Here is a 14,292-nt window from a genome sequence, read left to right as displayed (position 1 = left end):
ATGTCGGACCGCATCGAGTGCGCTCGGTGCAGGTTCGTGGGCTTTATCCCCCCTCAAAGCTCCACGAAGACCGCGCCGGGCCACTCGATCCAATCAGAAGTTTGTTTTGAAGGATGGAGTTTTTACGCCGTGAACAATCCCGTTCGTACACCAAATTATGGGACGACGCAGGCGGCGCAACATGACGCCGGGCTGCGCAGTCACATGCTGGGCGTCTTCCGCAACATGGGGATCGGCTTGGTCATCACTGGCTTGGTCGCTGCCTTTATCGGCAATACGCCAGCGCTGGCCGCCGCGATCTTCAATACGCCGCTGAAGTGGGTGGCGATCTTCGCGCCGCTGGCGTTCGTGTTCTTCTTCAGCTTTCGCATCGAAAAGATGACTACGGCTGGCGCGCGGACGGCTTTCTGGGCCTTCTCGGCCGTCATGGGTGTGTCGTTGGCCAGCATTTTCCTGGTCTTCACAGGCGCCAGCATAGCGCAGGCCTTTTTCTCGGCGGCGGTGATGTTCCTTGCGATGGCGCTGTGGGGCTATACCACCGGGCGTGACCTGTCGAAGATGGGGTCATTCCTGATCATGGGCCTGATCGGTATCCTGGTCGCCAGCCTCATCAACATCTTCATCGGCTCTTCGGCCATGCAGATGGTGATCTCGATCATCGGCGTCGTGGTCTTCACCGGCCTGACCGCCTGGGACGTGCAGCGCATCAAGTCGGAATATTTCTACTATGCCGGTCATGAGGTCGCGCAGAAGATGCAGGTGATGGGCGCGCTGTCGCTGTACCTGAATTTCGTGAACCTGTTCCAGATGCTGCTGAGCCTGACGGGCGAACGGGAATAATGATGCGCACGCCCGAAGCCGTGTCGGCGATGCTCTGCCCGGTCTGTCATGTCGGACTATCGATGACGGACCGGCAGGGGGTGGAGATTGACTATTGCCCGCAATGCCGGGGCGTGTGGTTGGACCGGGGTGAACTCGACAAGATCATCGAGCGGTCGGGGACGGCCACCGCAGCGCCACCGCCTCAGCAGCCTCATTATCGGCCTGATCGCGATTATCGTGACGATGGCCGATATTATCAGAAGAAGCGCAAGAAGAGCTTCCTGGAAGAACTGTTCGATTAGGACGGCCGTTGCGCCGTCCCTTTTTTGAAGCGCTTGCCTCTGGCCGCTGATCCTTTAGAGCTTTCCTTCAGTTCCACTTCGCGGCCAGGATTTTAATGTCGATAAGCAATGCACCTCAGATGGAGGTCACCCCCGTCATTCTCGCCGGGGGGTCTGGCACTCGCCTTTGGCCGTTGTCGCGCAAATCCTATCCCAAGCAGTTCGTGCCGCTGCTGGGCGAAACGACATTGTTCCAGTCGGTCGCACGGCGTCTTTCCGGCAAGGCTGAGAAATTTTCCTTTGGTCGGCCGCTGGTCCTTACCAACTCGCTGTTCCGCTTCATCATCGCCGAGCAGTTGGCAAAGGAGAATATCGATCCGCAGGCCATCCTGATCGAGCCGGAAGGGCGCAATACTGCTCCTGCTATATTGGCCGCGGCGCTGCATCTGGTGTCGAGCAAGCCGGATGCTGTCATGCTGGTGGCACCTTCGGACCATGTCGTGCCCGATGTGTCGGCATTTCATGAAGCTGTCGGCAAGGGCCTCGGCGCGGCGCAGGGTGGCGACCTTGTGACTTTCGGGATCAAGCCGACGCGCCCGGAAACGGGCTATGGCTATCTTCAGGCGCACAGCAGGCCCGATGGGACGGGCGAGCCGATCAAGCTTGCCAGCTTCGTTGAAAAGCCCAACGCGGCCCGGGCGGAAGAGATGCTGGCGACAGGTGATTATCTGTGGAATGCGGGCATTTTCCTGTTCGCTGCCAAGGATTTGATCGCGGCCTTCGAGCAGCATGCGCCGGGCATCCTCACGGCTGTGCGCGGGGCTGTCGAACAGGCGGAAAGCGATCTCGGTTTCCTGCGGCTGGCCCCGGAACCTTGGGGAGAGGCGGAAAGCGTCGCAATCGATTATGCGATCATGGAGCGGGCGGCCAATCTGTCGGTCGTACCGTTTGACGCCGAATGGTCTGATCTGGGCGGTTGGGACGCCGTTTGGAGCCATTCGCAGCCCGATGACAATGGGGTTGCGCTCTCGGGCGCGGCGACGGCGTTGGATTGCCGCGACACATTGCTGCGGTCGGAAAGCGAGGGGCTGGAGTTGGTCGGGCTCGGCCTCGACAACATCATCGCGGTCGCGATGAACGACGCGGTGCTGATCGCGGACAAGTCCCGCACGCAGGACGTGAAGCTGGTCGTGGAAGCGTTGCAACGCAAAGGCGCGTCGCAGGCTGAGGCATTTCCGAAGGATCACCGGCCATGGGGCTGGTATGAGAGTCTGGTGGTCGGCTCGCGCTTTCAGGTGAAGCGCATCACCGTGCTGCCCGGGGCGTCTCTCAGCTTGCAGAGCCATTTCCACCGCTCTGAACATTGGATCATCGTCGAGGGCACGGCGAAGGTGACGGTGGGCGAGGAGGTGCAGTTGCTGTCGGAGAACCAATCCGTCTATGTGCCGGTGGGGGCGGTGCATCGGATCGAGAACCCGGGGCGTATCCCGATGGTGTTCATCGAGGTGCAGACCGGGTCCTATGTGGGCGAGGATGACATTGTGCGCTATGAGGATCGTTACGCGCGCAATTGATCTGCATTGGTCCCGCTGCGGTTGGGAACTGAGATGAGGGCCGGGTCCGGCTCACGAGATCCCAGCTTCCGCTCCGGATGACGATGTTAGGCTAGTGGGCCGCTCCCCAACTGGGGCCGTGTCCGATTTCCACGCCTAGGGGCACGCTGAGCTTCACGATCGGTTCGGCTGCCGTTTCCATCACCTGACGGATGACGGTGCTGGCCTGTTCCACATCAGCTTCGGGCAGTTCGAAGACCAGTTCGTCATGGACCTGGAGCAGCATCTTCACATTGTGCAGACCCTCAGCCGCGAGCGCTGGGCCCATGCGGACCATTGCGCGCTTGATGATGTCGGCGCTGGTGCCCTGGATCGGGGCGTTGATCGCGGCGCGTTCGGCGCCCTGGCGTTCGTGCTGGATCGGTGCCTTGATACGCGGGAACCAGGTTTTGCGGCCGAAGAGGGTTTCGGTATAGCCGCGCGCGCGCGCCTTCTCGAGCGTTTCGGTGATGTAAAGGCTGATGCCCGGGAAGCGCTCATAATAGCGGCTGATCATGTCTTGCGCTTCGTCGGCGGTGATTTCCAGCCGCCCGGCAAGGCCCCAGCGGGAGATGCCGTAGAGGATGGCGAAATTGATCGTCTTGGCCCGGCTGCGGGTGTCGCGGTTCACTTCTCCGAACAATTGCTCGGCGGTCGCGGCGTGAATGTCCTCGCCCGCTAGGAAGGCTTCGCGGAGGGCAGGAACGTCCGCGATGTGGGCGGCGAGGCGCAGTTCGATCTGGCTGTAGTCAGCCGCGAGGATCACATTGCCGGGTTCGGCAACGAAGGCGTGGCGAATCTGGCGGCCGACTTCGGTACGGATCGGGATGTTCTGGAGATTGGGGTCGGTCGAGGAGAGGCGGCCGGTCTGCGCGCCGGACAGCGAGTAGCTGGTGTGGACGCGGCTTGAATCCTTGTTGATCTGCGCCTGGAGCGCGTCGGTGTACGTCGATTTGAGCTTCGACAGCTGACGCCAGTCGAGCACTTTTCCCGCGATCTCCGCGCCTTGCGCTTTCAGCTGCTCAAGGATGGTGACGTCGGTGGAATATGCGCCGGACTTGCCTTTCTTGCCCCCTTTGTAGCCCATCTTGTCGAACAGGATCGCGCCCAGCTGCTGCGTCGATCCGATGGCGAAGGGCTGGCCCGCGATGGCGTGTATCTCGCCCTCCAGCTTGGCGATTTCGGCGGTGAATTCGGCCGACAGGCGGGAGAGGGCTTCGCGATCGACCTTGATGCCTTCATGCTCCATCCTGGCGATGATGGAGACGAGCGGGCGGTCGACCAGTTCATAGACGCGGGTTGCGCCTTCGTTCGCGATGCGGCTCTTGTAGATTTTCCACAGGCGCAGCGTCACGTCGGCGTCCTCGGCGGCATATTCGGTCGCCTTGTCGAGCGGAACTTCGGCGAAGCTGATCTGGTTCTTGCCGGTGCCGCACACATCCTTGAAGCTGATGCATGTGTGATTGAGGTGCACCTTTGCCGCTTCGTCCATGCCATGGCCCGCCAGGCTTTGCCCGGCGTCCAGGTCGAAGCTCATGACGATGGTGTCGTCATAGGGTGCGATTTCGATGCCGTGGCGGCGCATGACGGTCAGGTCATATTTGAGGTTCTGGCCGATCTTGAGGACGCTGTCGTCCTCCAGCAGCGGCTTGAGCTTTGCAAGCACAAGGTCCTTGGACAGCTGCTCGGGCTTTTCCGCGAACATGTCCTTGCCCCCGTGGCCCACCGGAATGTAGCAGGCCGCGCTTGGGCCAACCGCGAGGCTGACGCCGACGAGCGCGCAGGACACGCAGTCGAGCATGTCGGTTTCGGTGTCGATCGCGAGCAACCCTTCGGCATGGGCAGCGGCGATCCAGCGGTCGAGCGCCTCTTCCGTCACCACCGTTTCGTAGAGGCTCCGGTCGATCGGCGGTTCTTCCTCCAGCGCCGGAGCGGCGGGCGGCGTGCTTTCGGTAACAGCAAGCGCGGCGGTTGCGACGGCAACGGCGGCAGCGGGCGCGCCGAGGCGCGTCAGGAGCGACTTGAAGCCATGATGTTCCAGGAAGTTCTGGAGCGGTTCAGGCGGAATGCCCTTGAGCGTCAAGTCCTCCAGAGGTTCTGGCAGATCCATGCCGTCGTGCAACGCTACCAGCCTGCGTGAGAGGCGGGCCATGTCGGCATGGGCGATGAGGTTTTCCTGCATCTTCGACTTTTTCATGCTCGGGGCGGCTTCGAGCGCGGCTTCCAGACTGCCATATTCGGTGATGAGCTTGGCGGCGGTCTTGGGGCCGATGCCGGGGATGCCGGGGACATTGTCGACGCTGTCGCCCATCAGCGCGAGGACGTCGCCCAACTGCTCCGGCTGCACGCCGAACTTGGTCATGACATAGTCCGCGCCGCGCCGCTCATTCTTCATCGTGTCGTACATGTCGACGCCGGGCTGGATGAGCTGCATCAGGTCCTTGTCGGAACTGACGATGGTGACGTGCCAGCCAGCCGCGACGGCGGCCTTCGTATAGCTGGCGATGATGTCGTCGGCCTCGAACCCCGCTTCCTCGATGCACGGCAGGGAAAAGGCGCGGGTCGCGTCGCGGATCATCGGGAATTGGGGGACGAGATCCTCGGGCGGCGGGGGCCGGTTCGCCTTATAGGCGTCGTACATTTCGTTGCGGAAGGTCTGGCTGCCCTTGTCCAGCACCACCGCAAGATGGGTCGGGCCTTCCGCCTTGCCCAGTTCCTCCGCCAGCTTCCACAGCATCGTCGTATAGCCATAGACCGCGCCGACCGGCTGGCCGTGCCGATTGGTGAGCGGGGGGAGCTGGTGGTAGGCGCGGAAGATGTAGCCGCTGCCGTCGACGAGGTAGAGATGATTCTGGGCCATGGGCGCAGGGGATAGCCGGTTAGGGCGGCGCGCTCCAGTGTGGTCGTTCGGGGAGAGGACAGGCCTATTATCCCTGCGCGATATTTACCTTTAATCTGGTTCTCGAACCCGCACGAAGATCGTACCGGTCGCCACATCGCCAGATGCAGAGCGTGTCTCATAGGTGACGTGCGTCAGTCCGGTGAACGTGCCAACTCGGTTTAGATAGATGCTGCCTTTTGTCAGGCTGGCAGTCAGTTTGCCGGGTTCCGTTGCTTGAACAGCGGTCAACTCTGTCGAATCTGGCCCGCGAAAGATCGGCCAATCACTGCACGTGGGCAGGCGCGAAGGGGTTAATGCGGCGCAATCATTCAAGATCAAGGAATATGGCGGCGACGACGAGTCAGTCACTTCTCTATAGTCGGGCACAGCCATCAGGGAACCGACCACTGGTGCGGGAACTGAGCGAAAGCTCTCCGCAACTTCCGCGATGTCGGCTGGTTGAATAGCTGCTATCCTGGCTGCAGCCGGATTAGGCCATCGACGATCAAGGATTTTCAGCTCCGGTAAGATGAAAAAGCGAAACGTATAAGCCCAAGCTCGAACATCGGCCTCATCTCTGATTCGGACGGGCATTGCCGTCATATATTTCGCGATCAGATCGGCCTTGGCGTCACGCCAGTCAGTGGGGATATTCAGGTCAGGAGCCGGGCCTAACACAGCCATTAGCGCCACGATGCTAGCTTGACTGGTCAAATCCAACGTCGCGTTGGTGACCATGGCACCTGATATATGCTGCGACACCTTCGCCAGTGATACACCTACATCTACAGGGTCTCCAGGCGTCTCCGTGAAATATGCCGCAAGCGCGAGCAGTTGTAGGTTGATCGTGGTGAGGCGGCCCGCGTCTTGAGAGATGGCTGTATCGCTATTCTGCCAGTTCAGGGCAGGATTGAACTGTAGCAAATCTGTTTCCGAGCGCACAGCGTAGGGACCTGCATCAAGTCTCAGCGCCCTTCTCACCGAGTCTGCTGATCCCTGAATGTCGATCAGGGTAGTAAGTGGCGAAATGATCGTGGCGCCAATGGGTGCGCTCATATGGCCGACAATCAGACCCGTTGTCGCGTCGATGCCCCAGCCCATGCTCATGCGACCAGTCGCAGTTGTCGGCACCGTCCCGAAACCAAGCGACGACTGCAAGACATTGACGCCCTGCCCAAACTGTCCCTTGGCGGATGTCGTGCTGGTTGCATCGGTCGTGCCGTCGCCATTTAGGTCGAACGATATTGGCGCAAGCAAGGGACCAGCGCTGACCGCGCTAAAGACTGTTGGTGTAGGGCTGAGGCCGGGGGTTGGCGCTGGTGCAGGAGTCGGCTCACTTGAACCGCCGTCAGATCCTCCGCCACAAGCAGATAATAACGCGGCTACTGAAATGGCAGCTATCAGAGGCAGGCGCATCGAATTTCCCTAGTAAAGCAGGATGACGTAATGGATGTGCTTCCATTGAAGCTGGCAAATCCCGCGACCTCGTCAAAGCGATGTCCGCCCGGTTGGAGGTCCGGATTTGTCATCGATTCCGCGGAAGCTCGATCGCTAGAGAACTTTGCTTAACCGTTCGGGCGGGCGGGCGATGACCGCGCCCTTGTCGGTGATCACGATAGCGCGTTCGATCAGGATCGGGTGCTGCGCCATGGCATCGAGGACCGCTTCGTCATCGGCGACGTCGAGGCCGATGTCCTTCACCACCGCTTCGCCCTTGCGCAGCGCTTCGGAAGGGCGCACGCCTGCTTTCGTCAGCACCGCTTCGATCTCTGCACGGGTGGGCGAGGTTTTCAGATACTCCACCACTTCGACCTCTACCCCCGGTGTCTCCTCAAGGATCGCAAGCGCGGCGCGCGATTTGGAGCAGCGGGGATTGTGCCAGATGGTGGCCTTCACGCCTGCTCGTCCTTCGCCAACCACTCCTCCAGCCATTTGATGGTGTAGTCGCCGCTCAGGAATTCGGGGTCCTTGAGCAGCTTCTGGTGGAGCGGGATCGTGGTCTTCATGCCTTCGATCACATATTCTTCCAACGCGCGCTTGAGGCGCATGATGCAACCTTCGCGCGTGCGGCCGTAGACGATCAGCTTGCCGATCATGCTGTCATAATAGGGCGGCACCCTATAGCCCTGATACAGGCCGCTATCGACGCGGACGTGCATGCCGCCGGGGACATGATAGCTGGTGACGGTGCCGGGCGAAGGTGCAAAGGTGCGCGGATCTTCCGCATTGATGCGGCATTCGATGGCGTGGCCGTGAAACTCGATCTCTTCCTGCGCGACGGAGAGCGGCTTGCCCTCAGCAACGCGGATCTGTTCGCGGACGAGGTCGAGGCCGGTGATCATTTCCGTCACCGGATGCTCCACCTGAAGGCGGGTGTTCATCTCGATGAAGTAGAATTCACCATTTTCCCACAGGAACTCGATCGTGCCCGCGCCGCGATAGCCCATGTCGGCCATCGCCTTGCGCACGACTTCGCCCATGCGGTCGCGCTCTGCGGCGGAGAGGACGGGGGAGGGGGCTTCCTCCAGCACCTTTTGGTGGCGGCGCTGGAGCGAGCAGTCGCGCTCGCCAAGGTGGATGGCCTGGCCGGTGCCGTCCCCGAAGACCTGGAATTCGATATGCCGGGGATTGCCCAGATATTTTTCCATATAGACGGTGTCGTCGCCGAACGCCGCCTTCGCCTCGCTGCCGGCCTGGCGCATCAGCGTTTCAAGCTGGTCTTCGGACGGCACGACCTTCATGCCGCGCCCGCCGCCGCCCGAGGCCGCCTTGATAAGGACGGGGTAGCCGATCCTGGCGGCGACTTCGCGGGCTTCCTCGACCGTCGATAGCGCGCCATCGGAGCCGGGGACGAGCGGCAGGCCGAGCGCGCCTGCGGTGCGCTTGGCTTCGACCTTGTCGCCCATGATGCGGATATGTTCGGGCTTGGGGCCGACGAAGGCGAGGCCGTGCGCTTCCACGATTTCCGCGAACTGGGCGTTTTCGGAGAGGAAGCCATAGCCCGGGTGGATCGCGTCCGCGCCGGAGATTTCGGCGGCGGAGATGATCGCGGCGATGTTGAGATAGCTGTCCTTGGCCGCGGGCGGCCCGATGCAGATCGCTTCGTCGGCGAGCCTCACATGCATGGCGTCGGCGTCAGCGGTGGAGTGCACCGCCACCGTCTTGATGCCCATTTCATGGCAGGCGCGGTGGATGCGGAGCGCGATTTCGCCCCGGTTCGCGATCAGCAGCTTTTCGATGGCCATGTGTGAAGCGGCCCTTATTCGATGACGATCAGCGGCTGGTCATATTCGACCGGCTGGCCATTATCGACCAGAACGGCCTTGACCGTGCCCGCGTTGGGCGCGGTGATGGCGTTCATGACCTTCATCGCTTCGACGATGAGGACAGTGTCGCCAGCCTTCACGGTCGCACCGACGGCGGCGAAGGGAGCAGCGCCCGGTTCCGCCGAGAGATAGGCGGTGCCGACGATCGGCGATCGGACGGCGTTGGCGGCGACGGCAGGCGCAGCGGCAACGGCCGGAGCGGCGGCGGGCGCAGGAGCGGCGACCGGGGCTGCGGCGACCGGTGCGGGGGCATAGGCGATGGCGTTGCCGCCGCCGACCTTGCGCGCGACGCGGATCTTGCGATCGCCGTCCTCAACCTCGATTTCCGTCAGGTTGGTGTCGTCGAGCAGCGCGGCGAGATCCCGCACCAGCTGCACGTCCACCTGCATTGCGCCCTTTTCAGCCTTGTCGTTCATTTGAAGTCCCTGGACGGTGAAATATCTTATGCGATGCCCGCGCCTATGCGCATTTAGGCCAAAGCGCAACTTTTGTGCGCCAAAACCGGTGAGGGCCTAGAGTTCCAGCGCGGCTTCCAGCGCCAGCATGTAGGACATTGCGCCAAAGCCGGCGATCGTGCCCTTTGCCGCCATGCCGACATAGCTTTTGTGGCGGAATGGCTCGCGGGCATGCGGGTTCGACAGGTGAACCTCGATCACGGGCACGCTGATGGCCTTGATCGCGTCATGCAGCGCGATGGAGGTGTGGGTGAGGCCGCCCGGGTTGAGGATGACGGCATGCGCGCTTTCCTCATGTGCTTCCTGGAGCCAGTCGATCAGGTGGCCTTCATGATTGGACTGGCGGAAGTCGATTTCGACATGGGCGCGGGTGGCGGCATCCTCCATCCGCTCGGCTATGTCGTCGAGCGTGTCATAGCCGTAGATGTCCGGCTCCCGCGTGCCCAGCATGTTGAGGTTGGGGCCGTTCAACACATAGATTTTCCGCGCTTCGGCCATGGCAATCCCCCTTAGCATGTTGCGGCAGGGGCGGCGCCGCCCCTATATGCTGCGCTGATCCTTAGCCTTTCGTGTCGCGCCAAGTCGAGACACGTTGTTGATTTGAAGACAGGACACGAGCATTGCACGTCGACGGCACCTTATCGATCACCATCAATGGCGAGCATCGCCGCGTGCGCGCAGGCATCACGCTGGCGGAATTGGCGAGCGAGCTTGGCTTCGCGCCGGAGAAGGTGGCGGTTGAGCGTAACCTGGAGGTCGTGCCCCGGTCGACGCTGGCGCAGGTGTGCGTCGAGGATGGCGATGATCTGGAGATCGTGCATTTTGTCGGTGGCGGCGATGTGTCGGCTGTCGATGAGGATAGCTGGAGCGTCGCGGGCAAGACGTTCCGGTCGCGACTGATCGTCGGCACCGGGAAATACAAGAATTTCGAGCAGAATGCGGCGGCTGTCGCGGCTTCGGGGGCGGAGATCGTCACTGTGGCAGTGCGGCGCGTGAATGTGTCCGATCCTAACGCGCCGATGCTGACGGACTTTATCGATCCCCGGAAGATCACCTATCTGCCCAATACGGCGGGTTGCTATACAGGTGAAGAGGCGATCCGGACGCTGCGGCTAGCGCGTGAGGCGGGTGGCTGGGACCTCGTCAAGCTGGAGGTGCTGGGCGAAGCGCGGACGCTCTATCCCGACATGGTCGAGACGCTACGCGCGACGGAAATCCTGGCCAAGGAAGGCTTCAAGCCGATGGTCTATTGTGTCGATGATCCGATCGCGGCCAAGCGGCTGGAAGATGCGGGCGCCGTGGCGATCATGCCGCTGGGTGCGCCGATCGGCTCGGGCCTTGGCATTCAGAACCGGGTGACGATCCGCCTGATCGTCGAGGGCACGAAGCTGCCGGTGCTGGTCGATGCTGGCGTGGGCACCGCGTCCGAAGCGGCCGAGGCGATGGAGTTGGGCTGCACGGGCGTGCTGATGAACACCGCCATCGCTGAGGCCAAAGACCCGGTGTTGATGGCGGCGGCAATGAAGGCCGGCGTCGAGGCCGGGCGCATGGCTTATCGCGCCGGTCGGATGGGGAAGCGCATGTATGCCGATCCGTCGAGCCCGCTTGCTGGCCTTATCTAATACGCCTTCGCCGGAAAGGAGCGGGAGCCGCATCACTTTCGCCATTGCAGCAAATTGACCGTCCGGCCGCTTCCGCTTATGGGCTAAACGCATTCAGGAGGAGGAAAAGCGATGGTCAATAAGCTGTACCCCGATGCTGCGTCTGCGTTGGAGGGCCTTCTCTTTGATGGCATGCATCTTTGTGCGGGCGGCTTTGGGCTTTGCGGAATTCCCGAGCGCCTGATCGACGCGATCCGTGATTCGGGGGTGAAGGACCTCACGATCGCGTCCAACAATGCCGGGATCGACGGCGAAGGCCTCGGCAAGCTGCTGCGCACCCGCCAGGTCAAGAAAATGATCAGCTCCTATGTCGGCGAGAACAAGGAGTTTGAGCGGCAGTATCTGAGCGGCGAATTGGAGGTGGAGTTCTCACCCCAAGGCACGCTGGCGGAGCGCTGTCGCGCTGGCGGCGCTGGCATTCCGGGCTTCTACACGAAGACGGGCGTCGGCACGGCGGTCGCTGAAGGCAAGGAAGTGAAGAATTTCGACGGGCAGGATTATATCCTTGAACGCGGCATCTTTGCCGATGTGTCGATCGTCAAGGGCTGGAAGGCGGATGAGAGCGGCAACCTCATCTTCCGCAAGACCGCGCGCAACTTCAACGCCCCCATGGCGACCGCCGCCAAGATCTGCGTCGCCGAAGTCGAGGAAGTGGTGCCGGTCGGCAGCCTGGACCCCGACAGCATCCATCTGCCCGGCATTTATGTGAAGCGCATGATCATCGGCGCGCCCTACGACAAGAAGATCGAATTCCGCACCGTTCGCCAGAGGGAGACCGCCTGATGCCTTGGACTCGTGACGAGATGGCCGCGCGGGCGGCGAAGGAGCTCAAGGACGGTTTCTACGTGAACCTTGGCATCGGTATCCCGACGCTGGTGGCGAACCATATTCCGGCGGGTGTCGAAGTGACGCTTCAGTCGGAAAACGGCATGCTGGGCATCGGCCCCTTCCCCTATGAGGGCGAGGAGGATGCGGACCTGATCAACGCAGGCAAGCAGACGATCAGCGAACTGCCGAACACGGTCTATTTCTCCAGCGCCGACAGCTTCGCCATGATCCGGGGCGGGCATATCGACCTGACCGTGCTTGGCGCGATGGAGGTCGCGGAAAATGGCGACATCGCCAACTGGATGATCCCCGGCAAGATGATCAAGGGCATGGGCGGCGCCATGGATCTGGTCGCTGGCGTCAAGAAGATCATCGTCGTCATGGAACATACGTCCAAGGACGGCAGCTCGAAATTCATCCCGGCCTGCACATTGCCGCTGACGGGCAAGAATGTCGTGGACATGATCGTCACCGACCTTTGCGTGTTCCAGCGGCCCGACCATGACAGCCCGTTCAAGCTCATCGAACTCGCACCGGGCGTGACGGCGGAGGAAGTCGCCGCTAAGACCACGGCTCATTATCTGAGCTGAGGAACCGGACATGAGCCTTGAAGGCACTTATGACGAAGGCAATGTCTTTGCACTGATCCTCCAGGGCAAGATCCCATCGACCAAGCTGTATGAGGACGCGCATACCTATGCGTTCCTGGACATTCAGCCACAGTCGAAGGGGCACAGCCTGGTCATTTCCAAATGGTCCAAGGCGCGCAACATCCTGGAGATCGAGGATGAGGCGCTGGCGCAGGTGATGGCGACGGTGAAGAAGGTCGCCAATGCGACTGCCAAGGCGCTGAAGCCTGACGGTATCCATGTCGCGCAGTTCAACGGTGCGCCTGCCGGGCAGACCGTCTTTCATCTGCATTTCCACATCGTGCCACGCTGGCAGGGCGGGCCGATGGGCTTTTCCGCTCATGCACAGGGCGATTTCGCTGATCCCGCTGCCCTCGAAGCGCTGGCGGAAGAGATTCGTGCCCAGTTCTGAGTCCGGCGCGTCCTTCCATGGCCGGATATATGAAGAAGTGCTGACATGGCGCTGAAACCCTTCAAGGCGCCGGGTGCCCGGCTCGCGCTGCGATCGAAGCCGGCGAGGAGCTATGTCGCGGCGGCCGATGGCAAGGCGGAGATCATCCTCGACATCTCGCGCCTGTTGTCGCGCAGCTTCCATGCAGCGCCAACGGGGATCGACCGGGTCGAATATGTTTATGCGCGCGAACTGCTGGAGCGGATTCCGGAGCGGCTGGCCTTTGCCGCCGTGCATCCGGCGGGCGGCTATTATGGCCGCCTGAACGGCGCGGCGGTGCGGCAGTTTCTGGCGTTCACGGCGGCGCGCTGGCGCAACAGCAGCGTTAAGGATGAGGCTGCGGGACGGGCGGCGGTGATCCGGCACCTGATCGCGCTGCGGCCACGCCCGGTGCCGCGCGCCCGCAGCCCTCGCGTCTATCTGCAAGTGTCGCCCCATCATCTGGACGATCCCGATCAGGTTGGCGCAATATTGCGGGCGGAAGGCGCGCGGTTCGTGACGCTGGTGCATGATGTCATCCCGCTTACTCATCCGGAGTTCGCACGGCCGCAGGGGGCGGCAGAGCATCGGCGGCGGATACGCACGATCGACCGCTATGCCGACGGGATCATCGGCAACAGTCAGGCGACGATCGATGCGCTTGGCCCCTTCATGACGCGCAGCATGGAAGGGCGCAGCCTGTGCGTTGCGCATTTCGGCGCTGACCCGCCAGACATATTCGGGGGCGAAAGCCACAAGGTGCCGTCGCGGCCCTATTTCGTGTATATCTCCACGATCGAGCCGCGAAAGAACCACCTGCTGCTGCTCAATCTATGGCGACGGTTGGTGGAGCGGTTGGGCGATCGGGCTCCGGTTCTGGTGCTGATCGGCCGCCGTGGCTGGGAAAATGAGAATGTCGTCGACATGCTGGAGCGTGCCGAGATCTTGCGCGGCCATGTCATTGAAGCAGGCAGCGTGCCGGACACGGAAATGCACGCGCTGGTCGCTGGCGCAAGGGCGATGCTGATGCCTTCGTTCGAGGAGGGGTTTGGCATTCCGGTAATAGAGGCGCTGTCGGTAGGCGTGCCGGTGATTTGCAGCGACATCGTCGCGCATCGGGAAGTGGGTGGCGAGGCGCCCGATTATCTCGATCCGCTGGACGGTCTTGGCTGGATGCGCCTGATCGAGGCCTATGCCATGCCGGATTCACCCGAACGCGAGGCGCAGATGGCGCGCATCAAGGCATGGCGCGCGCCGCAATGGCGGGACTATTTCGACATCATCATGCAATTGCTGGACGATGTGACGGCTACCGCGCCCGCTTGACGTGCCCGCCGGGGCTGCGCATGAAACTCTTGTGAACAATCGCTTTTCTGCCGGGTGCGGA

Annotated in this window: 14 protein-coding genes; 8 read left to right on the top strand and 6 right to left on the bottom strand. The window is 62.0% G+C overall.

Annotated features, from left to right (window positions below; translation table 11 throughout):
- The first annotated feature begins 129 nt into the window (after window positions 1-129).
- The 3 genes from MU848_RS18625 (at window position 130) to MU848_RS18615 (ending at window position 2,677) form a co-directional block, all read left to right on the top strand.
- Window positions 130-840 carry a Bax inhibitor-1/YccA family protein gene (locus MU848_RS18625; protein WP_201515018.1) on the top strand — a complete coding sequence of 237 codons (711 nt, stop codon included), beginning with the start codon at window positions 130-132 and terminating at the stop codon, window positions 838-840.
- Between the two features lie 2 nt (window positions 841-842).
- On the top strand, window positions 843-1,124 hold the full coding sequence (locus MU848_RS18620; RefSeq protein ID WP_097092677.1) for a TFIIB-type zinc ribbon-containing protein: 282 nt from the start codon (window positions 843-845) through the stop codon (window positions 1,122-1,124).
- Window positions 1,125-1,243: 119 nt separating this feature from the next.
- Window positions 1,244-2,677, top strand: coding sequence for a mannose-1-phosphate guanylyltransferase/mannose-6-phosphate isomerase (locus MU848_RS18615; protein WP_247234806.1), 1,434 nt, complete (start codon window positions 1,244-1,246; stop codon window positions 2,675-2,677).
- Window positions 2,678-2,768: 91 nt separating this feature from the next.
- On the opposite strand, the gene polA is transcribed toward MU848_RS18615, so the two are convergent.
- The 6 genes from polA to aroQ all read right to left on the bottom strand — a co-directional run bounded on the left by polA (window position 2,769) and on the right by aroQ (window position 9,855).
- The gene (gene polA, locus MU848_RS18610; protein WP_247234804.1) at window positions 2,769-5,555 is read right to left on the bottom strand and encodes a DNA polymerase I; all 2,787 of its coding nucleotides are present in this window, start codon (window positions 5,553-5,555) and stop codon (window positions 2,769-2,771) included.
- A gap of 90 nt (window positions 5,556-5,645) precedes the next feature.
- Complete coding sequence (locus MU848_RS18605) at window positions 5,646-6,992, bottom strand: hypothetical protein (protein ID WP_201515015.1); 1,347 nt, start codon at window positions 6,990-6,992, stop codon at window positions 5,646-5,648.
- Between the two features lie 135 nt (window positions 6,993-7,127).
- On the bottom strand, window positions 7,128-7,472 hold the full coding sequence (gene arsC, locus MU848_RS18600; RefSeq protein WP_201515014.1) for an arsenate reductase (glutaredoxin): 345 nt from the start codon (window positions 7,470-7,472) through the stop codon (window positions 7,128-7,130).
- Entirely contained in the window at window positions 7,469-8,821 is a 1,353-nt protein-coding gene (accC, locus tag MU848_RS18595; RefSeq protein ID WP_247234802.1) for an acetyl-CoA carboxylase biotin carboxylase subunit, read from the bottom strand. Before accC ends, arsC begins: the two co-directional genes overlap by 4 nt.
- 14 nt (window positions 8,822-8,835) lie before the next feature.
- A complete protein-coding gene (gene accB / locus MU848_RS18590) occupies window positions 8,836-9,318 on the bottom strand; it encodes an acetyl-CoA carboxylase biotin carboxyl carrier protein (protein WP_247234801.1) in 483 nt (160 codons plus the stop codon).
- Window positions 9,319-9,414: 96 nt separating this feature from the next.
- The gene (gene aroQ, locus MU848_RS18585; protein ID WP_247234799.1) at window positions 9,415-9,855 is read right to left on the bottom strand and encodes a type II 3-dehydroquinate dehydratase; all 441 of its coding nucleotides are present in this window, start codon (window positions 9,853-9,855) and stop codon (window positions 9,415-9,417) included.
- Between the two features lie 122 nt (window positions 9,856-9,977).
- On the opposite strand from aroQ, the gene thiS reads away from it, so the two are divergent.
- From thiS to MU848_RS18560, 5 genes are all read left to right on the top strand, one after another.
- A complete protein-coding gene (thiS, locus tag MU848_RS18580; protein WP_247234796.1) occupies window positions 9,978-10,979 on the top strand; it encodes a sulfur carrier protein ThiS in 1,002 nt (333 codons plus the stop codon).
- Window positions 10,980-11,090: 111 nt separating this feature from the next.
- The gene (locus MU848_RS18575; protein WP_247234794.1) at window positions 11,091-11,801 is read left to right on the top strand and encodes a CoA transferase subunit A; all 711 of its coding nucleotides are present in this window, start codon (window positions 11,091-11,093) and stop codon (window positions 11,799-11,801) included.
- The gene (locus MU848_RS18570; RefSeq protein ID WP_247234792.1) at window positions 11,801-12,436 is read left to right on the top strand and encodes a CoA transferase subunit B; all 636 of its coding nucleotides are present in this window, start codon (window positions 11,801-11,803) and stop codon (window positions 12,434-12,436) included. Before MU848_RS18575 ends, MU848_RS18570 begins: the two co-directional genes overlap by 1 nt.
- A gap of 10 nt (window positions 12,437-12,446) precedes the next feature.
- The gene (locus MU848_RS18565; protein WP_247234790.1) at window positions 12,447-12,887 is read left to right on the top strand and encodes an HIT family protein; all 441 of its coding nucleotides are present in this window, start codon (window positions 12,447-12,449) and stop codon (window positions 12,885-12,887) included.
- 45 nt (window positions 12,888-12,932) lie between these two features.
- On the top strand, window positions 12,933-14,231 hold the full coding sequence (locus tag MU848_RS18560) for a glycosyltransferase family 4 protein (protein ID WP_247234788.1): 1,299 nt from the start codon (window positions 12,933-12,935) through the stop codon (window positions 14,229-14,231).
- Window positions 14,232-14,292: the final 61 nt, after the last annotated feature.

This window comes from Sphingobium agri (genome assembly GCF_023051225.1).
In the GTDB taxonomy this organism is placed as follows: domain Bacteria; phylum Pseudomonadota; class Alphaproteobacteria; order Sphingomonadales; family Sphingomonadaceae; genus Sphingobium; species Sphingobium agri.
Note: the sequence above shows the minus strand (reverse complement) of the source record. Positions and strands in the feature narration are given on the sequence as shown.

Bases quoted from the DNA above. Each gene is read 5' to 3' on its own strand.
- MU848_RS18620 (WP_097092677.1), top strand. From the start codon at position 843: ATGCGCACGCCCGAAGCCGTGTCGGCGATGCTCTGCCCGGTCTGTCAT.
- MU848_RS18615 (WP_247234806.1), top strand. From the start codon at position 1,244: ATGGAGGTCACCCCCGTCATTCTCGCCGGGGGGTCTGGCACTCGCCTT.
- polA (WP_247234804.1), bottom strand. From the start codon at position 5,555: ATGGCCCAGAATCATCTCTACCTCGTCGACGGCAGCGGCTACATCTTC.
- MU848_RS18605 (WP_201515015.1), bottom strand. From the start codon at position 6,992: ATGCGCCTGCCTCTGATAGCTGCCATTTCAGTAGCCGCGTTATTATCT.
- accC (WP_247234802.1), bottom strand. From the start codon at position 8,821: ATGGCCATCGAAAAGCTGCTGATCGCGAACCGGGGCGAAATCGCGCTC.
- accB (WP_247234801.1), bottom strand. From the start codon at position 9,318: ATGAACGACAAGGCTGAAAAGGGCGCAATGCAGGTGGACGTGCAGCTG.
- aroQ (WP_247234799.1), bottom strand. From the start codon at position 9,855: ATGGCCGAAGCGCGGAAAATCTATGTGTTGAACGGCCCCAACCTCAAC.
- MU848_RS18575 (WP_247234794.1), top strand. From the start codon at position 11,091: ATGGTCAATAAGCTGTACCCCGATGCTGCGTCTGCGTTGGAGGGCCTT.
- MU848_RS18570 (WP_247234792.1), top strand. From the start codon at position 11,801: ATGCCTTGGACTCGTGACGAGATGGCCGCGCGGGCGGCGAAGGAGCTC.
- MU848_RS18565 (WP_247234790.1), top strand. From the start codon at position 12,447: ATGAGCCTTGAAGGCACTTATGACGAAGGCAATGTCTTTGCACTGATC.
- MU848_RS18560 (WP_247234788.1), top strand. From the start codon at position 12,933: ATGGCGCTGAAACCCTTCAAGGCGCCGGGTGCCCGGCTCGCGCTGCGA.